At 64.0% G+C, this 23286-nt stretch carries 20 protein-coding genes; 15 read left to right on the top strand and 5 right to left on the bottom strand.

Annotated features, from left to right (window positions below; translation table 11 throughout):
• Nucleotides 1-280 precede the first annotated feature (280 nt).
• Nucleotides 281-1459, top strand: a complete 1179-nt coding sequence (locus tag AB0Y14_RS05040; RefSeq protein ID WP_436588110.1) for a MarP family serine protease — start codon at nucleotides 281-283, stop codon at nucleotides 1457-1459.
• A gap of 24 nt (nucleotides 1460-1483) precedes the next feature.
• Here AB0Y14_RS05040 and aroQ read toward each other — a convergent pair whose 3' ends face one another.
• A complete protein-coding gene (gene aroQ / locus AB0Y14_RS05035; RefSeq protein ID WP_436588109.1) occupies nucleotides 1484-1915 on the bottom strand; it encodes a type II 3-dehydroquinate dehydratase in 432 nt (143 codons plus the stop codon).
• 89 nt (nucleotides 1916-2004) lie between these two features.
• Nucleotides 2005-3942 carry an acetate--CoA ligase gene (gene acs, locus AB0Y14_RS05030; protein WP_436588108.1) on the bottom strand — a complete coding sequence of 646 codons (1938 nt, stop codon included), beginning with the start codon at nucleotides 3940-3942 and terminating at the stop codon, nucleotides 2005-2007.
• A gap of 188 nt (nucleotides 3943-4130) precedes the next feature.
• Between acs and nth the strand changes: the two genes are divergently transcribed.
• Both nth and AB0Y14_RS05020 read left to right on the top strand, forming a co-directional pair.
• Entirely contained in the window at nucleotides 4131-5009 is an 879-nt protein-coding gene (nth, locus tag AB0Y14_RS05025) for an endonuclease III (RefSeq protein WP_436588107.1), read from the top strand.
• Nucleotides 4999-5739 (top strand): NUDIX hydrolase, encoded by a 741-nt coding sequence (locus tag AB0Y14_RS05020; RefSeq protein WP_436588106.1) that lies wholly within the window; start codon nucleotides 4999-5001, stop codon nucleotides 5737-5739. Before nth ends, AB0Y14_RS05020 begins: the two co-directional genes overlap by 11 nt.
• 57 nt (nucleotides 5740-5796) lie before the next feature.
• Here AB0Y14_RS05020 and AB0Y14_RS05015 read toward each other — a convergent pair whose 3' ends face one another.
• Complete coding sequence (locus tag AB0Y14_RS05015) at nucleotides 5797-7566, bottom strand: bifunctional 3'-5' exonuclease/DNA polymerase (RefSeq protein WP_436588105.1); 1770 nt, start codon at nucleotides 7564-7566, stop codon at nucleotides 5797-5799.
• A 54-nt stretch (nucleotides 7567-7620) separates the two neighbouring features.
• On the opposite strand from AB0Y14_RS05015, the gene AB0Y14_RS05010 reads away from it, so the two are divergent.
• From AB0Y14_RS05010 to AB0Y14_RS04975, 8 genes are all read left to right on the top strand, one after another.
• Nucleotides 7621-7962 (top strand): CHY zinc finger protein, encoded by a 342-nt coding sequence (locus AB0Y14_RS05010; protein ID WP_436588104.1) that lies wholly within the window; start codon nucleotides 7621-7623, stop codon nucleotides 7960-7962.
• A gap of 132 nt (nucleotides 7963-8094) precedes the next feature.
• Nucleotides 8095-9465 carry a hypothetical protein gene (locus tag AB0Y14_RS05005; protein WP_436588103.1) on the top strand — a complete coding sequence of 457 codons (1371 nt, stop codon included), beginning with the start codon at nucleotides 8095-8097 and terminating at the stop codon, nucleotides 9463-9465.
• Nucleotides 9462-10580, top strand: a complete 1119-nt coding sequence (locus AB0Y14_RS05000; protein ID WP_436588102.1) for a TadA family conjugal transfer-associated ATPase — start codon at nucleotides 9462-9464, stop codon at nucleotides 10578-10580. The genes AB0Y14_RS05005 and AB0Y14_RS05000 overlap by 4 nt, the downstream gene beginning before the upstream one ends.
• Nucleotides 10577-11422: a type II secretion system F family protein gene (locus AB0Y14_RS04995; RefSeq protein WP_436588101.1), complete on the top strand. Its 846-nt coding sequence runs from the start codon at nucleotides 10577-10579 to the stop codon at nucleotides 11420-11422. The genes AB0Y14_RS05000 and AB0Y14_RS04995 overlap by 4 nt, the downstream gene beginning before the upstream one ends.
• On the top strand, nucleotides 11410-11970 hold the full coding sequence (locus AB0Y14_RS04990; protein WP_436588100.1) for a type II secretion system F family protein: 561 nt from the start codon (nucleotides 11410-11412) through the stop codon (nucleotides 11968-11970). The genes AB0Y14_RS04995 and AB0Y14_RS04990 overlap by 13 nt, the downstream gene beginning before the upstream one ends.
• Before the next feature lie 57 nt (nucleotides 11971-12027).
• Complete coding sequence (locus AB0Y14_RS04985) at nucleotides 12028-12285, top strand: DUF4244 domain-containing protein (protein WP_436588099.1); 258 nt, start codon at nucleotides 12028-12030, stop codon at nucleotides 12283-12285.
• Between the two features lie 245 nt (nucleotides 12286-12530).
• Nucleotides 12531-12860, top strand: a complete 330-nt coding sequence (locus AB0Y14_RS04980) for a TadE family type IV pilus minor pilin (protein WP_436588098.1) — start codon at nucleotides 12531-12533, stop codon at nucleotides 12858-12860.
• Entirely contained in the window at nucleotides 12857-13267 is a 411-nt protein-coding gene (locus AB0Y14_RS04975) for an Rv3654c family TadE-like protein (protein ID WP_436588097.1), read from the top strand. Before AB0Y14_RS04980 ends, AB0Y14_RS04975 begins: the two co-directional genes overlap by 4 nt.
• Before the next feature lie 3 nt (nucleotides 13268-13270).
• On the opposite strand, the gene AB0Y14_RS04970 is transcribed toward AB0Y14_RS04975, so the two are convergent.
• A complete protein-coding gene (locus tag AB0Y14_RS04970; RefSeq protein ID WP_436588096.1) occupies nucleotides 13271-15790 on the bottom strand; it encodes a DEAD/DEAH box helicase in 2520 nt (839 codons plus the stop codon).
• A gap of 97 nt (nucleotides 15791-15887) precedes the next feature.
• Between AB0Y14_RS04970 and AB0Y14_RS04965 the strand changes: the two genes are divergently transcribed.
• Nucleotides 15888-16331 (top strand): pyridoxamine 5'-phosphate oxidase family protein, encoded by a 444-nt coding sequence (locus tag AB0Y14_RS04965; protein WP_436588095.1) that lies wholly within the window; start codon nucleotides 15888-15890, stop codon nucleotides 16329-16331.
• 128 nt (nucleotides 16332-16459) lie between these two features.
• Nucleotides 16460-17383: an oxygen-dependent tRNA uridine(34) hydroxylase TrhO gene (gene trhO, locus AB0Y14_RS04960; protein ID WP_436588094.1), complete on the top strand. Its 924-nt coding sequence runs from the start codon at nucleotides 16460-16462 to the stop codon at nucleotides 17381-17383.
• On the opposite strand, the gene AB0Y14_RS04955 is transcribed toward trhO, so the two are convergent.
• Entirely contained in the window at nucleotides 17380-18471 is a 1092-nt protein-coding gene (locus tag AB0Y14_RS04955; protein ID WP_436588093.1) for a glutathione S-transferase C-terminal domain-containing protein, read from the bottom strand. The two genes, trhO and AB0Y14_RS04955, sit on opposite strands and share 4 nt — an antisense overlap.
• A gap of 64 nt (nucleotides 18472-18535) precedes the next feature.
• Here AB0Y14_RS04955 and AB0Y14_RS04950 point away from each other — a divergent pair, with 64 nt between their 5' ends.
• Complete coding sequence (locus AB0Y14_RS04950) at nucleotides 18536-20176, top strand: methyltransferase (RefSeq protein WP_436588092.1); 1641 nt, start codon at nucleotides 18536-18538, stop codon at nucleotides 20174-20176.
• A gap of 199 nt (nucleotides 20177-20375) precedes the next feature.
• Complete coding sequence (gene topA / locus AB0Y14_RS04945) at nucleotides 20376-23285, top strand: type I DNA topoisomerase (RefSeq protein WP_436588091.1); 2910 nt, start codon at nucleotides 20376-20378, stop codon at nucleotides 23283-23285.
• The last annotated feature ends 1 nt before the right edge of the window (nucleotide 23286 follow it).

Here is a 23286-nt window from a genome sequence, read left to right as displayed (position 1 = left end):
CCTCAGTGATCCGGGACTTCGATGCCCGCCGCACGCGTCCACACCATCTCAGGTATTGACTCGGGATGGGCGCGACGCCGGCTGATCGTGTGACAAATTCAACCTATCTGAAATCCACTGTATAAGTTGTGTGTCGAATCCGCCACAGACGAGCCCATATCCTTGCATAAAGGTTCCTGAACGTCGAATTGACTAAGGTTCTTATCAGGTGCCGCACCTAATATGGAGAGTCTTCCCGACTGCCTGCGTTGTCGGGAGATGACCGCGACGATTGGTGATCATGCTGACAGACTTCACACTGCTGGACTGGATCCTCATCCTGATTCTGCTGGCGTACTTCGTATCTGGCTATGCACGCGGGTTTTTTCTGACCCTGGGATCGGTGGTCGGATTCGTTCTGGGGGCCGTCGCCGCCTTCTACGTGACGCCATGGCTGGTCGAAAGGGCCGAGGGCGGTTGGTGGATCGTAGTGGCCATTGTGAGCATCGGCATACTGATCCTGATCGGTCAGGCACTGGGCGTGGCCATTGGGCGGCCTTTGAGAAGAATCACCGAAAGGACGGGGCTTGGGATCGTCGACCGCATCGGCGGGGCGTTGCTGAACACCCTGACCTGCGCTTTCGTGATCGTGGTGCTCAGCTTTTCGGCCTCGCAGCTGGGGGTCGCGGCGATTTCCTCCGCCGTGAACAAGTCGACGGTGATCACCGGTCTCCAAGCGGCGACTCCGCAACCCGTACAAAGGGGAATCGCTGAGGCCAGGGCTGCCGTCCTCGAGCAGTCGGGGATTCCTCGGTTGGACGAGCGACTCTTCCCCCAGGAAGCGGCTCCCACCGAGACCTCCGACTCGGATTCGTTGCGAGCGGCCGAAGACTCCGTGCTGAAGATCAATGGCACCGCGGAAGCCTGTTCCCAGAACCAGTCCGGTTCTGGTTTCGTTGCCGCCTCGCACAAGGTCATCACCAATGCCCACGTGGTCTCGGGCGTGGACAGCCCGTTGGTCCAAACCCGTCAGGGCAAGAGCTATGAGGGAAATATCGTTTACTTCGATGCCGACAAGGACATTGCGGTCCTCGACGTCCCCGGACTCGACGCTTCGCCACTGAAGGCTGGGGAAAACGGAAAAGCTGGCGACCTGGCCAATTTCATGGGGTATCCCCTGGGCGGGCCTTTCACCTCGCGTTCGGCCTCGATCCAGGGCCTCGGCTACAACTCGACGACCTCCGAAAATGGGGCAACGACCCAGCCACGAGAGATTTACCAGCTGGCGGCAGACGTCCAGCAGGGGAACTCCGGCGGTCCCTTGCTGAATGACCAAGGGCAGTTCATCGGTCTGATTTTTGCGAAGGCCACGCAGGGGGAGACAGGTTACGCCCTGTCGATGACCGAGCTCGAACCCGTGCTCCAGGACATCGGATCCATGAACCAGCCTGTCCCCAGCGGCGAGTGCACCTCGGGCTGATCGAGGGGACTCACCACCGCTCCGTCAGCGCTGGGCCAGATAATCCAGCGCCATGATGTATCCGAAGGCGCCGGCACCGGCGATGACCGTCTCGGCCTGCAGGGACACGAAAGACCGGTGACGGAACTCTTCCCGGCGATGGACGTTCGAAAGATGGATTTCGACGACGGGCAATTCGGCCGCCTCGAGAGCGTCATGAATAGCAATGGAGTAGTGCGTGAAGGCGGCCGGGTTGATCATGATCGCCGACGCCTCGGAACGGGCGCGTTGGATGACGTCGACCAGATCGCCTTCGTGATTCGATTGCATGAACTCGATGTCCAGACCAAGCTTTTCGGCGTGGGACCGGACAGAGGACTCGATGTCACGGAGCGTCGTCGTTCCGTAGACCTCCGGTTTGCGAACCCCGAGCATATTCAGGTTGGGGCCATTCAACACAAAAATAGGTTTGGTCATAAGATCATTCTTCCACGAGACAGCTCGGCGCCCGGGCGGCCGGGTTCCCTGCGCAGGGAACCCGGCCGCCCGGGCGCCGACGTGATCGGTTATCGACCGAGCGACTCGGTGATCTGGTCCATGACGGTCTGGTCCGCCAAGGTCGAGACGTCGCCAACGGGACGATCCTCTGCGACATCCTTCAGCAGACGGCGCATGATCTTGCCGGATCTGGTCTTCGGCAACTCCGGAACGATCAGGACCTTCTTCGGCTTGGCGATGGGAGAGATCTCCTCGCCGACGTGGGCACGGATTTCTGCGGCCAGATCCTCCTGGTCACGTCCCTCCGCGGTCGCGTCATCGGACAGGATCACGAAAGCGATCACAGCTTGGCCGGTGGTCTCGTCGGTTGCGCCAACCACCGCGGCCTCGGCCACCGAATCGTGGGAGACAAGCGCCGACTCGATTTCCGGGGTGGATAGGCGGTGGCCGGAGACGTTCATGACGTCGTCGACTCTGCCGAGTACCCAGATGTCGCCGTCCTCGTCCCTTTTTGCACCGTCGCCCGCGAAGTAGGTCTTCTCGTCGAATCGCGACCAGTAGGTATCGACGAAACGCTGATCGTCTCCCCAAATGGTGCGCAGCATGGACGGCCACGGCTGACTCAGCACCAGCAGTCCGGACTCCCCGTTGGGGAGTTTCTTCCCGGAGTCGTCCACGACCTCAGCGTGGATCCCGGGCAAAGCGTGCTGGGCGGAGCCGGGCTTGGCCACCGTGACCCCTGGCAACTGGGAGATCATGATGCCGCCGGTCTCGGTCTGCCACCACGTATCGACAATGGGGCAACGCTCCTTGCCGATCACCCGATGGAACCACAGCCAGGCCTCGGGGTTGATGGCCTCGCCGACTGTGCCGAGGAGTCGGAGCGAGTCCAGCTTGTACTGTGCCGGGATGTCCTCGCCCCACTTCATCATGGTCCTGATGGCGGTGGGAGAGGTGTACATGATCGTCACGCCGTACTTGTCGACGATCTCCCAGAAACGGCCGCGGTGCGGGGAATTCGGAGTTCCTTCGTAGATGACCTGGCTCGAGCCGTTGAGCAGGGGACCGTAGGTGATGTACGTGTGTCCCGTGACCCATCCGACGTCGGCGGTGCACCAGTACACGTCCGTATCCGGCTTGATGTCGAAGACGTTGTAGTGAGTGTAGGCGGCATGAGTCAGGTAACCGCCCGTCGTGTGAAGGATTCCCTTGGGCTTGCCCGTGGTGCCGGACGTGTAGAGGATGAACAGCGGATCCTCGGCGTTGTTCGGCTGGGGAGTGTGCTCCGCGGACGCCTTGTCGACCGATTCGTGCCACCAGACGTCTCGTTCCTCGGTCCAAGCAACATCCTCACCGTTGCGCTTGACCACGAGGACGTGCTCGATGCTCTCTGCACCCTTCGACAGCGCCTTGTCCACGGTGGGCTTGAGCTGAGTCGGCTGACCACGCCGGTAGGAGCCGTCTGCGGTCACGATCAGCTTGGCCGTGCCGTCCTCGACACGGGACCGAATCGCTTCCGCCGAGAATCCTCCGAAGATCACGGAGTGGACCGCGCCGATGCGTGCGCAGGCCAGCATCGTGATGACAGCCTCCGGGATCATGGGGAGGTAGACCGCAACGCGGTCCCCCTTCTCGACTCCGAGTTCCTGGAACGCGTTGGCCGCCTTCGACACCTCGTCCTTGAGGTCTCGGTAGGTGTACGTCCGGCTGTCTCCCGGCTCGCCCTCGAAGTAAATGGCCACCCGGTCGCCGTTGCCTGCCTCGACATGGCGGTCAACGGCGTTATATGCGGCGTTGAGCTCGCCGTCCTCGAACCATTTGGCGAAAGGGGGATTGGTCCAGTCGAGAGTCTGTGTGAATTCCTTGTCCCAGTGGAGGAACCGCTTGGCCTGTTCGGCCCAGAACTCGGTTCCTTGGGAAGAAGCCTGTTCGTAGAGGTCGCTCCCGGCGTTCGCCTGGGCGGCGAACTCCTGGGGCGGGTCGAACGTGTGGTAAGTCTCGCTCACTGTGCGTCCTTTCTGGTGGATGCGGTCGACGGACCGCGAGATCGTTCAGTTCTACTGTAATAGACATCTCGTGACTCGAATCACTGGCTGCAGGGGTTTCGCAGGCAGGAAAATCCCCAGGTCAGCCCATCAACGGCTCGTGGGGCCGACGTCGCCCGTGCGCGCATCCCTGGGTAGGCTGGGTCGATATGACGAGTGCAGTAGGGCAAGAGGGCGTCGGTCCGGAGATACGGCACGTTCCCGAGGAGAAGGCGCGTGCGGGTGCCGCACGGCGGCGTCGCTCCGGGACAGCGGAAACCCATCTCGGAACCGTGCGGCGTGCGCGAAAGATCAACCGGATTCTTGGCGAGACCTATCCTTATGCGGTGGCGGAGCTCGATTTCGACAACGCCTTTGAACTCGTCGTGGCGACGGTTCTCTCCGCGCAGACCACGGACACCAAGGTCAACATGGTCACCCCCACGTTGTTCTCGGCCTTTCCGGATGCACAGGCATTGTCGACGGCCGATCGTTCGGCGGTCGAGGAGATCGTGCGCCCTCTGGGGTTCTACCGTTCGAAGGCCAAATCGATCATTACGTTGGCCGGACAGCTCGTCGACGAGCACGATGGCCGCGTGCCCGAGACTCTCGAGGAACTGACGGCCCTGGCAGGGGTCGGCCGAAAGACCGCGTTCGTGGTGATGGGAAATGCCTTCGGCCTGCCCGGGCTCACCGTTGACACTCATTTCGGCCGCCTGTCTCGCCGGCTCGGATTCACCGAGGAGCAGGACCCCGTCAAAGTCGAGAAGGATGTCGCCGGCTTGTTCCCGCCCGGAGATTGGACGATGCTGTCGCACCGACTCATCTATCACGGGCGCAGAATTTGCCACGCCAAGGTTCCTGCGTGCGGAGTATGTCCTGTGGCCGACCTCTGCCCGTCCTACGGATCCGGGGAGACCGACGAGCGGGCGGCGGCAAAGCTCCTCCAGTACGAGTTCGCCCCCGGACGTGAGGAGCTGCACCGCCGGTATCTGGAAGGCGCGACTCGCCGCGAGCTGCGCGAGGAGGGGTACAGCCTTGGTCGATGAACGTCAGATCGATACAACGACGACCGCCCTCGAGGACCTCAGGGACCTTGGCCGGCGGGGGAGCACTATTGTCATGGACGATCGCGAGCCGTGGCGGATCGGTGCCATGGATCCGGAGTCGACCAAAGACGCGGCGGTCCTCATCCTGTTCGGTGTACTCGACGACGCCCTCGCGGCCTCGTCGAGCGGTGCCGAAGCAGGAGTGGGTGCTGACTTGGACGTGCTGATAGTGGTCCGGGCGGGAACGCTGCGGCAGCATGCCGGTCAGCCGGCCTTCCCCGGCGGCAAAGTGGACCCGGAGGACCACCAGGCCGAGGACCCGTTTGTCGAGGCGGCGCTCCGCGAGGCCGTCGAAGAGACCGGTCTCGATCGGGACGGCGTCGAGGTTGTGGGGAAGCTCGCGCCTGTGCCTCTCCCGGTCAGCAACTTCATGGTCACCCCCGTGATCGGGTGGTGGAAGGATCCCTCACGGGTCGCCGTCGTCGACAGCGCAGAGTCGTCCAGGGTCTTCCGGGTGCCGGTACGCGATCTGATCGATCCGAGCAGCCGCCACTACGCCACGGTGACCCGCGGCCGGCTGACCTACAAGTCTCCCGCCTTCGACATTGTGGAATCCACGGGGCGGGTCACGATCTGGGGATTCACGGGCGTCGTTCTTGACCGGGTCCTCCACGAGCTCGGATGGGATCAGGAATGGGACCGCACCCGCGCGAAACCGGCTCCTCGCTGAACTGCGTCCTCGGCGGGATGCTCGGCCCAGCGCACCCCGCCACATCGTCGAAGGAAACTATTTGGCCTCGGCGTAGGAGTTCACCGTCTCGACCGTCAGCGGGAAATCCACTGGAGAGTCCCCGAACAACAACCGGCCGGCCGATGCCGCAGAGTCCCTGACAATACCGGCGACAACCTGTGCCTCGGACTCAGGGCCGTGGAGCACGACCTCATCGTGCACGAAGAAGACCAACGACGTGCTCATCGGTCCGCCGTTTTCTCCACCGGATCGCAGGCGCCTGCGAATTTCTCCCATCCAGCACAGCGCCCACTCTGCGGCGGTTCCCTGAACCACGAAATTTCGGGTGAAGCGACCCTGAGAACGGGACATCGTGTTCGAACGGGCTTCCGCAGCGGCCGTGCTGACGTCTTTCACCGTGTCGAACCACCGTTGCTCCGGGGGCGGGGAGGTCCGGCCGAGCCACGTGGTGACTTGACCACCTCGCTCGCCAAGAGCCGCAGCATTCTCGACGACGCCGATGGCCTCGGGGAACAATCTCTTGAGGTGTGGGGCCAGCGATCCGGCCTCCCCGGATGTGGCCCCGTACATCGCCCCGAGAAGAGCGACTTTGGCCGCGGGCCTGTCCTTCAACGCGGAACCAGTTCGTTGCCCGATTTCTGCGATGCCGACGTACAGATCCTTGCCCTGCCCGGCCACGGTCAGGGCCCGGTCCGACGACATCGCTGCGAGGATGCGAGGTTCGACCTGCGAAGCGTCGGCGACCGTCAGGACGTTCCCTGGGTCTGCGCGCACGGCGTCGCGTACCGTTTGAGGGATCTGCATCGCACCTCCTCCGTGTGCGGCCCACCGACCGGTCACGACGCCGCCGACCACGTACGCCGCGTGAAATCTTCCGTCCCGGACCCACTCGTCCAGCCAGTGCCACCCGTTGGCGGTCCAGAGCCGATACAGCTGCTTGTACCGCAGGACGGGGCCGACCATCGCTCTGCGTTGGTCCGAACTCGAGCCTCCACGATCCGCCCACGCCATCAGGTCCCATTTTCGTGTAGAAGAAACCTCGATTCCGGCCGAGTGGAGCGCACGGAGAAGGTCCTGGGGCGAATCGGGATTGAGCCGGTTCGACCCCAGGATTCGTCCGATGTCCTCGGCCAATTTCTGCATCAGGACAGGGCGGTGTCCCTCTGCGGGCCGGGGACCGAGAAGCTCTTGAAGAATCCGTTGGTGGATGTCCGCGTTCCAGGGGAGCCCTTCGTGGTACATCTCGGCGGCTATCAACGCGCCTTGGGATTCAGCGGCCAGCAGCAGGGTCAGGCGCTTGCGCCCCGGGGACTCGTCCACGGCGCGCTTCTGGACCGTGAACTCCTCCACGAGTTGGTCGATGCCGGGTCCGGCACGCGACCCGGGCCGAGACGGCGGGTCGAACAACGAAACCTGCTGAGGATCATGGCGAGGAGGTATGTGGCCTGCGGGGGCCGACTCTGAGGACACCAGGTCCACGGCCGGGCTGTACCGGACGTGATTGCTCGGTAGCGTTGCGGCGTTCCGAAGGATGGTCTGATTCAGCGCGAGGTCCCAGCAACGGGAGACCGAGACTCCTGCTTTCAGGAGTGACGGGTAGACCGCGTTGGTGGACGACCAAACCCACCGGATGAGGTCGGAATCGTGTGAGGTCCGTTGCACCGCGCTCACGAAGTCGGACAACTGATTCTGCGCGAAACTGCGGGTTGAACCCGCCACGCCGTTCTCGACCGTGACGGCGCGCCAGACGGCGTCGTTGCCTTGCGCAGACGAGCCAGGGTCCTGGGGGCCGATCACGATCACCATGCCTCTATTATCCAGGCCCATGCAGCCCGTAGATTTGTCCCTGTGGACAAGGAAATGCCAATTTCTCGGAACCCGGGTCTTCCGCGGGTGTGGGGCGACACCGTCGATGACATGACCCGGTGCGTTCATTACCACCAGCCCGAGGACGTCGTAGCAATCCGTTTCAAATGCTGCAACAGGTACTACCCGTGCCATCTGTGCCACGCCGAGGCCGAGGACCATGAGGCCCGCCAGTGGCCCATCGACGAACGGGAGACGCGGGCCATCCTGTGCGGGGGATGCGGAAGCGAGCTTCCGATCAGGGAGTACATGGCCGCTTCCCGTTGCCCTCGGTGCGCGATCATGTTCAACGAACGGTGTTCTCTTCACTACGACCTGTATTTCGACGTGGACTAGCTCCGGGCATGGACCAGCATGGCCCGTCCACAGGAGAATTGTTCTCGTGGGCCATTGCGAATTCTCCACACTGGAGATTCCCGGAGCCAGGATTCCGATGGGCCGGAACCCTACGGGCGTCACGATGTCGGCATGGATACCGATTCACGCCGACATGTCACTGAGCCCTCCGTTTCGGAGGCGGAAGATTTCGTCCGAGAACTGATCGATCGAGCGCCTTCCGAGGAACTCGCGAACGGAGCTTCGGGCTCCCTCCTGGCCTGGGGTGATCGGCGCAGTTTCTTGCGCGTCACCGAGGACGTTGCCAGGGCGGTGGGCACAGGCCTGCGCCGGGTGCCGGAAAACGGTCAGCCGATCATCGGTCCGCGCGACGCTTTGGTGATGGAAGCGGAACGGGCCGAAGATTCTGCCCGTTGCCCGGACGCCTATCTGAGGTCGACGCCGAGCCCGAGAGGGCCCGTGATTGTCTGCGGGTTCGCGGGCGGTGCTGATCCGTGGGTCGCCGCGCGGAGGCTCGCGGCCTTCTGGCACCAACCCGACGTCGTGATGCTCCCGCAGGGGAGGGGCTGGCTGGCCGACCGGATCGCCGGGAGCCCGGGAACCGAACACGTGCACCCAACGATCGGTGTGCTCGGCGTGTGCGGTGGCGTCGGAACGACGACGACGGCGCTCTGGGTTGCCTCAAGACTCCTCGAAGACGGCAAGCCTCCGATCGTCGTCGATGCCGTTCCGGGAAGCACCGCCCTCGAAAGCTGCGTCGCCGGCGAACCGATGAGCGGGCTCAGATGGGAAGACATCGCTCGATTGCCGTACAGGCCGGAGCCTGCCCACATCGTCTCCGCTGTTCCGGCCCCGCACGGGCTGCCCATCCTCTCCTCTGATCCTGACACGACCGGTCAGACCCAGGATTCGGGGACAACCCTCTGGGCGACCATCGACGCCCTGAGCCGTGAGGCCCTGCCCGTTGTCGATCTCGGCGCGATCCCGCTGACATGGTCAACCATGAACTCGACCTCCGTGGCCCGGTGTTCGGCGCTGCTCTTGTTGGTTCCGTTCACCCTCCGCGGCTTGTGCCAGGCGAGAGCAGCATGCCATCGATGGTCTGGGGTCCTGCCCGTCGTCCCCGTCGGAACGGGCCCCAGATGGTGCGACGTCTCCGACCAGGACGTTGCTCAGGCCATAGGGATGCCGTTGGCCGCCACCATCCCGCACGTCGTGCCGGTGCATGACTCCTATGAGGCCGGTCGGGTCCTGGACGTTGCCTACAAGCGACCGCTGCGTCGGGCCCTCGGCGAGATCGTCGATGCCGTCGGCGCGGCCGTCGAGAGTCGCGCCGGACGCGGGCGTGGCCGCGGGTACTCTGCGGGCCAACAATTTGCGAGGATGTCGCCGCAGCACCGGAGACCGGCCGGCGATGTGTCGGAGGGCCAGGTAACGACAGGGCCTTCGTGCTCGGATGTTCGGGGTGGGTACGACATTTCGGCCGGATGGGGCGCCGAATGAGTCCGGTGTCCCCAGCTGCCGAACGTTTGGCCGCCTGGGAAGCACGACGGGCACGCTTTCAAGGGCTGGGAATACTTGAGCCGTTGCTGGAGAGCCCCGGAATCACGGACATTTATGTCAACGGTCCTCGTGAGATCTGGACGGACGGCGCACAGGGGATGCAACGGACCGGTCTTTGTTTTCCCGACGACGCCGCCGTGCGCGATCTTGCGACACGCATCATCGCCTCCGAAGGCCAACGCCTGGACGTAAGCCGTCCCTGCGCTGATGTGCAGACTCCGGACGGCTACCGGCTCCATGCCGTGCTCCCACCTGTGGCCGCACGGCAGACGCACCTGTCGATCCGGCTCCAGCCCGCTCTGAGGCCGGATTTTTTCGCTTTGCAGAAGTCGGGCATGTTCTCCGAGGAAACCGGAGCGTTGATTCGTTCATTGGTCCGCAGGAAACGGTCATTGTTGATCAGTGGCGGGACGGGCACTGGCAAAACGACCCTGCTGAATGCAGTTCTGGGACTCTGTCCGCCGACGGAGCGTCTGGTCCTGATCGAGGATTCGCCAGAGCTCGAACCTGATCACCCCCACGTGGTCTCTTTGCGTTCCAGACACGCGAATGCTGAAGGGGCTGGGGAGGTGACACTGACCTCCTTGATACGCCAGGCGCTGAGAATGGGCCCAGACCGGCTGATCCTCGGGGAATGCAGGGGTGCAGAGGTCAAGGATTTCTTCCTGGCCATGAACACCGGCCACGAAGGCGGTGGCGTGACATTGCACGCCAATTCTGCTTCGTCCGTACCATCGCGACTCTTGGCCCTCGGTGCCCTGGCCGGTTTGGGACGTGATGCGGTGGCCCACCAAGCCGCGAATGCTGTCGACGTCGTTGTCCATGTGCGACGGTCAGGCGTACGTCGGTGGGTCAGCCAGATGGGGCTGCTCAGCATCGAAGGCAACGACCTGGTGGTTGTCCTCGCGGTCGAATTCGGTGTCGACGGCGATGCGACGCACACTCGGGCCTGGTCATCCCTTGCGGCTCTGGCCGGCCTGGATGGGGGACGCCCAGTTTCGTTGCCACCTTCGACGCAAGATTCAGGACCGTTGACGGGTGGTGTAAGGCCGTGACGATCTGGCTGACGGCTTGTGGCGTTTGCGGAATCATTCTGATGGGGGCCGGGGCAATTCTGGCACCTCGTGTGGGATCTTCGGACTCATCCGCGACGAAACGTCTGTTGTTCCGGGCCTTTTCGGCGGTCCGGTCGTTGCGGGTTCGCGCGGATGCGGTGAGCCTCGGATGCTGGCCCGAAGCCATCAGGCAGCTCTCTGCTCTGACAGCGGCAGGAATACCGCAGAATCGCGTGTGGTCGGAACTGGAGCAGGCATGGACGTCGAATCGAGGGCCATATCCGATGTCCTCGGGCGACCGCGTGGCGCGAGACGTCGTGAGAACGATCGGTCAGGCCGCCCGCGTGTCCGAAGCGGGAATGGATGCCGTCCGGGCCCTGGAAGCGGCCAGGCCCCAATTGTTCTCGTCCCAGGCGGTCATCGATGCCCTGATCGCCACGTGGTCGGTTTCGAAACAGACCGGCTCCTCGATCTCGGAAGCGCTGGTCAGGATCGCGGAGGCGGTCGAGGACGACCTCGACGCCCACGCCGCGCGGGAGGCGGCGATGTCCGGTCCACGCGCCACGGCCAGGCTGCTCTCGGCCCTGCCACTGGTGGGTTTGGCCATCGGACTAATCCTCGATGCCGACCCCATCGGCGTACTCGTGGGGAGTCTCTGGGGACGCGTCGCGCTCGGACTCGGGACGGTGCTGGGTGCGGCGGGAGCACTGTGGACCCGACGTCTGATCGCATCGGCACGGGACAACCGCCCGACCGAATCAATGGGGGCTTCGTTATCGCAGGAGATGTCCTTCCTTCGGTCCCGCGGCATGAAAAAGCGAAGGCGGCGGTGGCAATCGTGAAGCCCAAGACGTCCCCCCGCGACCCGTTGAACGGATGGGGCGGTCATCGCGGAACGCGACGGCGCATGCTGGGGCGCGAGGCGGGTCGGACCGGAAGCACGCACCTGAGCATCCGAGTGTGGCTCGAGCTGACGGCCACCGTGCTCGAGTCAGGTGTTCCACTCGCCGAGGCATTGCGCATCGTGGCGGAATCGGCCGGATCTTCTGCACTTCAGGGGGTGGCGCATCGGCTCCGTCTTGGACTGCCCTGGGACAACGCGTGGCCGATTGAGGCGAATGCTGGGGGTGGCGACTCGGACGAACAGCAAGCCATGCGGATTCTTCGCGAGGTTTTGACCCTGGCCGTCCGGACCGGCGCACCAACGGCGTCGATGCTGAGAGCCAGAGCCATGCAGTTGCGGCGGTCCGAGCATCGGGAGGCGGAGAAAATGGCAGCCGCCCTCGGTGTGAAGCTTGTTGTTCCGCTGGGCCTGTGCTCACTTCCTTCGTTCGTCTGTTTGGGAGTGGTCCCGATACTCATCGGCTTCATGCCACGCGTGTGGTCGTGACCGGCGATGCGACCAGAGCTCCGGCATCGGACATGCCGGTTGGGAAAGGAAAGATCGATGGAAACCACGGACATCACCCAAGATGTTCCCGCGGAACCGCCAAGCACGGGTCCGCACACATTGCCCGCCACCAAACCGCTTGAGCGAGTGGAACCAGAGGACGATCACCCCGAGCTCGGGGCTACGACCGCAGAGTACGGAATCGTCATGCTCGCGGCCGTGGGATTCGCCGGGTTACTGGTGGCGATACTCAAAAGCGGAGAAGTCAAGGAACTCCTTCTCGGCGTTATCCGGACCGCGCTCTCGACAGGTTGACGGATCGATGTGACGGGTCGGTGGCGGCGCCGGAGGCCTTGGTCGGGGCCTCCGGCACTGCCCGGGGAAGGTCGAGGAAGGAAGACAATGAACATTGCGGAGCACACGGGGTGTTGGCCATGAGAGCGGGTCATGGTGTCGTTGGACGGAGCGAATCGACCTCACGCCGAGGGCCGGCGCGGCGGTCGCGCTCGGCGACTCCGGGGCCCAGCGCGGCGCGACTGCATGACGACGATCTCGGCGCGGTGACGGCAGAGTTCGCTGTGATCATGCCGGTCATTGCCGTGGTGGTCTCGTTGGTCGTCGGCGTCGCGGCGGTCGGCACGATGTCAGTGCGTACGGAGGAGGCGGCGCGCTTGGCCGCGCGGTCGCTTGCCCGGGGAGACAGCAAGACCGAGGCCGTGAGAATTGCACGGGACATCGCTGGACAGCATGCCCGCGTGGGCATCCTGCACGGCGGTCATCGCATTCAGGTGACCGTTACATCGCCTGCTCCTGGACCGATCGGAGAATGGGGAGGCATCGTCCTGACCGGACAGGCTGAAACGGGCCCTGAATCAGGGGGCCGCAGGTGAAGGACCCCCGGGTTGCCTCATGTCCCGCGGGCGAGGACGATCGCGGCTCAGCGAGCGTGGTCGGTGCGATGCTCATGATGTCGGCCGTAGCCGCCGTGGCTGTCGTGGCGGGGATTGCGCACGTGGCCGTCATGAATTGCCGCGCGGCCACGGCGGCCGACCTGGCGGCGCTGTCTGCCGCCGATGCCGCAAGGGGCCTGACAACGGGGGATCCCTGCGACGTCGCCACCAGCGTCGCCCGAGGCAATGGGGCGCGACTCGTCTCCTGCACCGAGGTCCCCGGTCTGGCCGGGGCGATCGACGTCGATGTGGAAGTTGACCTGAATTCCTGGGTCAAGGTTCTCGGACCGGCCCGTGGCATGGCTCGCGCTGGTCCGCCTGCTGAGTCGTCGAGCGAACCCCGCTGAGGCCTATCTGCCGGGATCCGCGGTGGCCTCCCTGAGCATTCCCCGGAGCAGGGCGATGGCTCCCTGCTTGCTCAGAGGATTGTTCTTGTTGCCGCATTTGGGGGACTGTACGCACGAGGGACACCCGTGATCGCATTCGCAGGACAGGATGGCCTCCAGAGTGGCTTCGAGCCAGGATCGTGCGACGTCGAAACCACGTTCGGCGAAACCCGCGCCACCTGGGTAACCGTCGTACACGAAAATCGTCGGCAACTCGGTGTCCACGTGAAGCGCTGTGGACAGGCCGCCGATGTCCCAACGGTCACACGTGGCCATCAGGGGAAGGAGACCGATGGCGGCATGCTCGGCCGCGTGGAGCGCACCCGGAACCTGCGGCTCTGTGACGCCGGCCGAGTTCATGAGTTCCTGGGGGATGGTCCACCAGACCGCCCGAGTCACGAGCTCCTGAGCCTCCAGATCGAGGGGTTCCTCATCGATCAGCTCATTGCTCATGACCGCCTTGCGTTGGAAGGACACGACCTGCGTGCGCACGCGGACCATGCCCCGGTGCAGCGTGACTGGTCCCCAAACGCAACTGGACTCGATCTCGAGCACGCTGACCTCGGTCACATCCCGCGCCTGGGTATAGAAGTTGGGGTGGGCACGACTGACGACGACGGCCCGGCCCTCTTCGTCTAGCTCCTCGACATGCCATGTTCTGCCCTGGTGCACGTAGATGGCTCCGGGATGGGCCTGGTAGTGGACCTGACCGGATTCCATCGTCCCGATGATTCCGCCGGTCTCGGCTTCGATGATGTCGAGTCGGTGCCCGCCTCCGCTCCGAATGTCGACGAGGTCGGCGGCCGATTCGGGGTGGGTCCAGAACCAGCCCGTCGGGCGTCTGCGCAAATACCCGTCTCGGACCAGCGTTTCCAGAACGGCCTCCGTGCCCGGGCCGAAGAGGCCCAATTCCTCTGGACGTATCGGCCTCTCGGCGGCAGCAGAGCAGAGATGGGGCGCGAGAACGTAGGGATTGCCGGGGTCGAACACCGTGGACTCCACCACGGTGTCGAAGATGTCCCTGGGATGGTGCGCCAAATAGGTGTCGAGGGGATCGTCGCTGGCCACGAACACCGCCAGGGACTCCTGGCCCGCCCGACCCGCTCGCCCAATCTGCTGGAAGAAGGATGCGCGAGTGCCCGGCCAGCCGGCCACGAGTACGGCGTCCAAACCGGCGACGTCGATACCGAGTTCGAGAGCCGGAGTCGAGGCAACCCCCAGCATTTCGCCCGACCGGACCTGACGTTCGAGCTCGCGCCTCTCCTCGGGGAGATAGCCCGACCTATAGGCACAGACCCGGTGAGCGACCGCAGGGTCGATGTCCTGAAGATAGTCCTGGGCCTGTCCCGCCATGGTCTCGGCGCCGCGACGGGACTTGATGAAGGCAATGGTCCGGATCCGCTCCGCAACCAGGTCCGTGAGCATCCCGGCGGCCTCTGAGAGGGCCGAGCGTCGCCGCGGGGCCCCGTTCTCGCCCGCGCCGCCGAACCCCCGTGAAGGCAAGGGTGCGGTCGGCGAGGAAGCCTCCGGCAGACCGGGCGCCTCACCGTTGTCCCGTGTCTTTGCGGCCAAGTCGTCCTGCGGCAGCGAATCCTCCAACAGAGGCTCCCACAGAAGCACGGTCACCGAACCATGCGGGGAATCGTCCTGAGAGCAGGCCGAGACACGAGGAGCCTCGACGCCGAGCAATTTGGCGAACGAGTGCTGCGGATCCGCGGACGTCGCGGAAGCGCCGATGAAAGTGGGCGAGGAACCGTGCAGTGCGCAAATGCGGCGCAACCGCCTCAGAATCATCGAGACGTGAGCGCCGAACACGCCGCGATACCCGTGCGCTTCGTCCACGATCACGTAACGCAATTGTCGGAGGAAACGTGCCCATCGTTCGTGATTCGGCAACACACCGGCGTGAAGCATATCCGGATTGCAGAGCACGAAATTCGAGTGGTCACGGATCCACGAACGCTCTCCGAATTCGGTGTCGCCGTCATAGGTGTCCGCCCGGAGTTGAGGAATCCCGAGTGCGCGCAGGGCAGACAACTGATCCGCGGCAAGGGCCTTGGTCGGGGCCAGATACAGGACTGTTGCTTCGCGCGAATGCAGACTCGACCCCTGCTCCGTGGAGCCTCGGACGATCGCATCCAGCGTGGGCAAGTGGTATGCCAGCGACTTGCCTGAAGCGGTGCCGGTGGCGATGATGACGTGATTTCCCCGTGCCGGAGAGACGGCTCGTCCGGCGGCGCGGCATTGCATTGCTTCGTCGAGGGATTCCGCCTGGGCAGAATGTGCGGCGTCCGCGGCCAGAACCTGGTGACGGTAGGGCTCGGGTACCCCGAGTCCCTGGAATGCTTCGACGACGCTCGGGTGGGCCCAAGTCGGCCACGGTGCGGCGACCGCTTCCCGCTCGGGCAGCACGCGGGCATGCACGATCTCGGGGAGATCGTCGCCCCGATGGAGCGCCCTCAGCAAATGGTTCGGTTCCGACACCAGACCATTGTGGCACCCTTCGATCCGCCCCGCAGTGCTGGAGCACAGGACGTCTCCGGACCGGTCGTTCGGGGGTGATTCGTGGCACAATGGAGGCATGAGCATGCCGATGAACATCAAGGGGGAAAAGCGCCCGGAGGACCACGAGCCCCGGATCCGGGACCTGACCGAAGAGGAGAGCTGGCAGATTCTCTCCGAGGCCCGTGTGGCGCGGTGCGTCACCGTCGACGAGGGGGAGATCGATATCACTCCGCTGAACATCTTCGCCACGGACGGGCGGGTTTACTTCAGAACGGCTCCCGGCAACAAACTCACGAAGCTCCAGTTGAACCCGAACGTGGCACTGGAAACGGACAAGATCGAGGGGGCCGTGGCCCACAGCGTCGTCGTCCGTGGAAGTGCCCGACTGCTGACGGATCCGGACGAAACGGACAGGGTCGCGTCCCTCCCGCTGTCCCCGTGGGTCCACACGGACAAGCTCGACTTCGTGGAGATCACGCCGCAGAGGATTACCGGACGTCGCTTCCGCCTGGGCGACTGATGCAGACCTGCGGTCCCTCGGCCTTCGGTCCTCTGCCTTCAGCGCCTGGCCATGAGGGCCGTGTGAGATGCATCCGAGTGGCGGGAAAAGGCCTCGGTCCAGTACACCGCCTCGCCTAAACTGCTGTCGTGGCAATTTCTCGAATCGTTCTCTATTACCAGTTCGTCCCGATCGCGGATCCAGAGGCCGTGGTGCTGTGGCAGCGGGCCCTATGCGAAAAGCTGGGCTTGCGGGGCCGGATCCTGGTCTCCGAGCACGGCATCAACGGGACCGTCGGGGGCGAGATCAATGCCGTCAAGCAGTACGCGCGAACCACGCGCCAGTACTCCGGGTTCCGCACCATGGAATTCAAGTGGTCGGACGGCGGAGCCGAGGACTTTCCACGACTGTCCGTCAAGGCGCGGGACGAGATCGTGGCCTTCGGCGCAGCGGACGAACTTGCCGTGGACGAGAACGGGGTGGTCGGCGGCGGAACCCACCTGAGCCCGGAACAAGTCAACGAACTCGTCGAACGCGAGGGCGACGACGTCGTCTTCTTCGACGGCCGGAACGCTTTCGAAGCCCAAATCGGTCGATTCAAGAACGCGATCGTCCCGAGCACCAGGACCACGCACGATTTCCTGGACGAACTCGAATCGGGCAAGTATGACGACCTCAAGTCCAAGAAGGTCGTGACCTACTGCACCGGCGGAATTCGGTGCGAGATCCTGTCCGCGCTCATGAAGAACCGCGGTTTCGAGGATGTCTACCAGATCGACGGCGGGATCGTCCGATACGGGGAGGAATACGGGGATGCCGGGCTCTGGGAAGGATCCCTTTATGTCTTCGACCGGCGAATGCACATGGAGTTCACCCCCGACGCCGTGACCATCGGCGAATGCGAGTCCTGCGGTGCAGGAGCCAACCGGTTCGAGAACTGCAGCAATCAACAGTGTCGAGACCTGATCCTGTTGTGCCCGGATTGTCGGCAGGGGAGCCCCACCTGCCCGAGTGGGTGCGCATCGGGCGACGTCGCGACCGTGGAACCCTCGAGCGATGAGACCGTGGCCTAAGAGGTTGTCGGGTACAGCGGATTGTGTCCCGGTTCGACACGTTCTTCGGGACGGACCGGACCGGGTGCCGTCGCACCGGCTGCGGCGTCGAAGGGGCTGCCGCCCAGGTGGTCACGGCCAGGGTCGGTCAGCCAGCCGGAGACGTCCGGTCCGACCGGCACGATTCCCGTCGGATTGATGTCTTTCTGCACCCCGTAGTAATGCTCCTTGATCTGCACGAAGTCTATGGTGTCCCCGAAGCCGGGGGTCTGGAACAGGTCGCGGGCGTATCCCCAGAGATGGGGCAGGGTCGCGAGCAACTGTCGATTTGCCTTGAAATGGGAGAAATAGACGACGTCAAACCGTGCCAGGGTCGTGAACAGTCGAATGTCTGCTTCGGTGATGTGATCGCCCATGAGGAAGCGGCGGTCGGACAAGCGCTCCTCCAGCCAGTCGAGGGCGGTCCAGAGCCTCCGGTACGCGTTCTCGTAGGCTTCTTGGGACCCCGCGAAACCACATCGGTACACCCCGTTGTTGACCTCCGTGAAGACGCGGTGCATGGCGTCCCTCATCTCTTCTTCCTGGTCCTCCGGCCACAGATTCGGAGCTCCCTGGCGGTGGAACGCCCTCCACTGCTTGGCGAAGTCCTCAGTGATCTGGGGGAAGTTGTTCGTGACCACTTCTCCCGAGGGAATGTCCACGATCGCCGGAACGGTGATGCCGCGAGGGTACTCGGGGAAACGGCGGAAGTAGGCTTCCTGAAGCCGCTCGATGCCCAGCACCGGGTCCTTCCCCTGCGGGTCCAGATCAAATGTCCAAGAACGGACGTCGTGAGTCGGTCCGGGCATACCGATCGAGATGGCGTTCTCCAGGCCCAGGAGCCTACGGACGATGATCGTGCGATTGGCCCACGGGCACGCCCGTGCCGCAACGAGCCGATACCTGCCGGCTTCGACGGGCCAGATCCCCTGTTCTCTCTGGTCGGCGCCGGGCTCGAGCCCGGAATCCGAGACGACGCGGTCCTCGATGTATTGGGTGTCCCGTGTGAATTCTTTCCCCTGGGTCACGTACGCGCCGCGAGTCGTGTGGCTTTCCTGATTCCCGTTCATGCCCCCAACTATGCCCCGAGTTGATTGCGACGTAAACCAATTAAGGACCTCGTAGACTGGGACCGTGACTTCCGCACCCGAATTCTCCCGTGTATCCGCGACCCCGTTCAGCGACGACGCCGACGCCGTGGAAAGCCTGGCCGAGGCGTTGGCCGCCGTCGACTATTCCCACGAGGGGGTGCTGCGACCCCTCGGGGACGGTCCGTTCGAGGCCATGGCCAGGGAACAGATGGTTCCCGCCCAGCACAGGATCGACGAGCTTCTCAGCGGGCGTGCGACGGCGCGGGCCGGGCAGCGACGACTCGCCGGCGTCGTCGAATTCTTCATGCTGGGCGGCGTGATGACCGCCGAAGCTCTGGATGCGACCCTGGGCGAAGGCGCCTCCGGTGTCCTTGAGCGACTCAACATGCTCTTGCCGGCGGAGACGCACGACGACGCAGGTCGGGGAAGATTCCGTGCGGCCTTCGACCTCCGGCCCCACTCGGCCGACGACGGAACGGATCTCTGGGTCGTCTCGGATCTGGGGTCGCACCAGACGGACGGCGCCCTGCCGAGGGACTACGTGCTGGGAATCGGACAGGCATCACTGACCCTGGCTCAGCTCACGGAGCGTCGAGCCGTGAAGAGGGCCCTGGACCTGGGGACCGGATGCGGAATCCAGGTATTTCACTTGCTGGCGCACTGCGACCACGTGACGGCAACCGATATCTCCGCTCGCGCACTCGCCATGACCCGTTTCAACCTGGTGCTCAACGCATCCGCCCTGGGCCTGGACCCGGCCGCGATCGATGATCGGGTGAGCCTGCGGCTGGGAAGTCTCCTGGAGCCGGTCCAAGGGGAAACCTTCGACTTGGTGGTCTCGAACCCACCGTTCGTCATCACCCCACGGAGAACAGGTGAGACAGACCTCTACACGTATCGGGACGGGGGTCTGCCCGGCGATGAGATCGTCTCGACCCTGGTGCGCCGCGTTCCCGAAGTATTGAACCCGGGCGGGCGCGCACAGATGCTGGGGAACTGGGAGATTCTTTCGGACCCCGAAGCGGAGCAGGGGCGCGAGTCCTGGGACCGCCGGCCGCGCGCATGGTTGTCCGATGACAGCGACGCCTGGTTCATCCAGCGCGAAGAGACATCACCTGAGCAGTATGCGGAAACGTGGTTGCGGGATGCGAGCCAGAACAGGGACCGGGAATCCTACGAGACGGCCTATCTGGACTACATGGCCGACTTCTCGAACCGCGGCATCGCAGCCATCGGCTTCGGAATGGTGTGGCTTAGGCGTGCGCCGGGATCCCCCTCGATGCGCAGGTTCGAAACGATCGAGCACCCCATCCAGCAACCCATTGCGCCGTTCCTCTCGAGCGCGGTCGACGCCCACGATGCTCTGGCGGGTATCAGCGATGACGACCTTGCTACCTTGCATCTGACGGTGTCCGAGGACGTGACGGAGGAGAGGCATCAGCGTCCGGGCGCCGAACATCCCGGAGTCATTCTGCTCCGACAGGGGGCGGGGCTGCGTCGCACCGAGGTGATGACCACGGAAGCCGCCGGTTTCGTCTCCGCATGTGATGGACAGCTCAGTATCGGCCAGATTGCGGATGCCTTGGCTGCCCTGCTCGAATGGAATGACGAGGAACAACGTTCCGAGCTGTTTGCCCGCGTCCGCGCCTTGACCGAGGGTGGGTTCCTCGACATCGACGAGTAGGGCCTATCCGGACCATTGCACGCGGTGAGCGAACCGCTGGGCCCCCGCAGTTGCGAGTTCCGAGTGCGCGGTAGCCTGGGCCCGAACCCCTTCAGGTCGAAACAGGCTCGTTCCTTCGAGTCTGTGGATACATGACGAGAGCCTTCTGATCCTCGGCTATTGTGGGGGCGTATCGACCAGTACGGACACAAGGAGCGACGTGCCAACACAGGGCAAGGGCAAGACGACCGGCAAGAGCCTCCTCATTGTGGAGTCTCCTTCGAAGGTCAAAACCATCGGGGGTTACTTGGGGGACGCGTATGTCGTCGAGTCGTCCATGGGCCACATCCGGGACCTTCCCCAGCCCTCGGAATTGCCCACCGAGCTCAAGAAGACCCCCGTCGGCAAGTTCGCTGTGGACATCGACCAAGGGTTCGAGCCGTACTACGTGGTCAACCCTGACAAGAAGAAGAAGGTCACCGAACTCAAGCGTCTGCTCAAAGAATGTGACGCCTTGTATCTGGCCACCGATGCGGACCGCGAGGGCGAGGCCATTGCGTGGCATCTTCTCGAGGTCCTCAAGCCCAAAGTGCCAGTTCACCGCGTGACCTTCCCCGAAATCACCAAGGAAGCTGTCGAGCGCGGATTCGAGAACGTGCGATCGATTGACGATTCTCTCGTCGACGCGCAGGAAACTCGGCGCGTGCTTGACAGGATCTACGGTTACGAGCTGTCGCCGGTTCTGTGGCGCAAGGTGTCCCAGGGCCTTTCCGCGGGCCGCGTGCAATCGGTCGCAACCCGCCTGGTCGTCGAGCGCGAGCGGGAACGCATGAAATTCCGGTCGGCGCAGTACTGGGACCTGGCGGGAGTCTTCGAGACGAAGGCGTCGGAGAGCTTCAAGGCCAAGCTCTCGGCACTGGACGGGATGCGCGTGGCGTCCGGCAAGGACTTCGCGGATTCCGGGGAGCTCAAGCAGAGCGCTCGATCCAAGGTCGCGCACCTCGACGAAGAGACGGCCCGCGGCCTGGTTTCTGCCCTGGAGGGCTCGGAGTTCTCGGTCTCCTCGGTGGAGACCAAGCCGTATACCCGTCGTCCGGCCGCGCCGTTCACGACCTCGACTCTGCAGCAGGAGTCCGCCCGAAAGCTGCGGTTTTCCTCCCGATCGACCATGCAGGTCGCTCAGCGTCTGTACGAGAACGGTTACATCACCTACATGCGTACGGACTCGGTCGCGCTCTCGGACCAGGCCGTGAACGCTGCGCGTGCGCAGGCGACCGAGCTCTACGGCGCCGATCACGTCCCCTCCAAGCCGCGGCTCTATGCCTCGAAGTCGAAGAATGCCCAGGAGGCCCACGAGGCAATTCGTCCCGCAGGTGACTCCTTTCGCACACCGGCCGCGGTCAAGTCCAGGCTGTCTTCGGACGAATTCCGGCTCTACGAATTGATTTGGAAGCGCACCGTGGCCTCGCAGATGGCCGACGCCAAGGGGCAGACGGCGTCCATCAAGCTCGCAGCGCAGACCAGCGATTCCCGGACGGCGGAGTTCTCGGCATCGGGTACCGTCATCACCTTCCGGGGATTCATGGCCGCCTACGAGGAAGGCAAGGACGCTGCTCGGGATGCGGACGACACCAAGGACGGCGACGACAAACGACTCCCGAACATGGTCGAGGGCGACCGGCTCACCGGCCGCGACATCGAGGCGAACGCCCACGAGACGTCCCCGCCTCCCCGCTACACCGAGGCCTCCCTCGTGAAGGCCATGGACGACTTGGGGATCGGACGTCCGTCCACGTATGCAGCGGTCATTTCGACGATCATGGATCGCGGATACGTCAACAACCGCTCGGGCTCATTGGTGCCTTCCTGGACCGCTTTCTCCGTGGTCCGGCTCCTGGAGGAACACTTCTCCCGCTACGTCGACTACGAGTTCACCGCGGAAATGGAGGAGGACCTCGACAGGATCGCGCGGGGCGAAGAGCAACGAACCGACTGGTTGACCGGTTTCTACTTCGGAAATGCGTCCAGGAACGGGCTGAAGCCGATCGTGGAGAACCTGGGCGAGATAGACGCTCGGGCCGTGAACTCCATCGAGATCGCGGATGGCGTGACGCTCAGGGTCGGACGATACGGCCCCTACCTCGAGACCGGTGGAACGGTGGACGAGGAGACCGGGGAGATCAAGGACCCGATCCGGGCGAACGTGCCCAGCGATCTCGCACCTGACGAGCTCACGGCCGAAAAAGCTGCCGAACTCATCGAGCAGGGCAAGGCGGACGGCAGGGAGCTGGGAACCAACCCGGAGAACGGTCGCACGATTCTGGCCAAGGACGGCCGTTTCGGGCCCTACGTGACCGAAGTGGTTCCCGAGCTCACCGAAGAGGAACTGGCGAATCAACCAGTCGAGTACTACAAGAACGGCAAGCCCAAGCCGCCGAAGAAGCCCAAGAAGGAGAAGCCGCGAACGGCCTCGCTTCTGAAGTCGATGTCGCTCCAGACCGTGACGCTCGAGGACGCTCTCAAACTGCTGTCACTGCCACGCGTCGTTGGCACCGACGAGGAAGGCACGGAGATCACGGCCCAGAACGGCAGGTACGGCCCCTATCTCAAGAAGGGGACGGACTCGCGCTCGCTGAGTTCGGAGGAGCAGATCTTTTCGATCACCGTGGACGAGGCGTTGGCGATCTACGCTCAGCCCAAGCAGAGGGGGAGGGCAGCCGCCAAGCCGCCCCTGGCCGAACTCGGAAAGGATCCGAGCAACGACAAACCGATTGTGATCAAGGACGGGCGCTTCGGGCCGTACGTGACGGATGGGGAAACAAACGTCACGGTTCCCAGGTCCGAGACCGTTGAGTCCATGACTCACACCCGGGCAGTGGAGTTGCTTGCCGACAAACGAGCCAAGGGCCCGGCCAAGAAGAAGAACGGCACGACCAAGAAGACCGCGGCAAAGAAGACCTCAGCCTCGACCAAGAAGACCTCGACCACGAAGTCTTCGTCTGCGTCCGGAACCAAGAAGACATCCGCGGCCAAATCCACGGCCGCGAAGTCTTCCGGGACTAAGTCCGCGACTTCGAAGTCGGCGTCGAAATCCGCGGCGTCGAAGTCCACGGCAACCAAGGACCAATAGG

Origin of the sequence: Rothia sp. HC945 (assembly GCF_051370785.1) — a bacterium.
GTDB lineage: Bacteria > Actinomycetota > Actinomycetes > Actinomycetales > Micrococcaceae > Rothia.
Note: the sequence above shows the minus strand (reverse complement) of the source record. Positions and strands in the feature narration are given on the sequence as shown.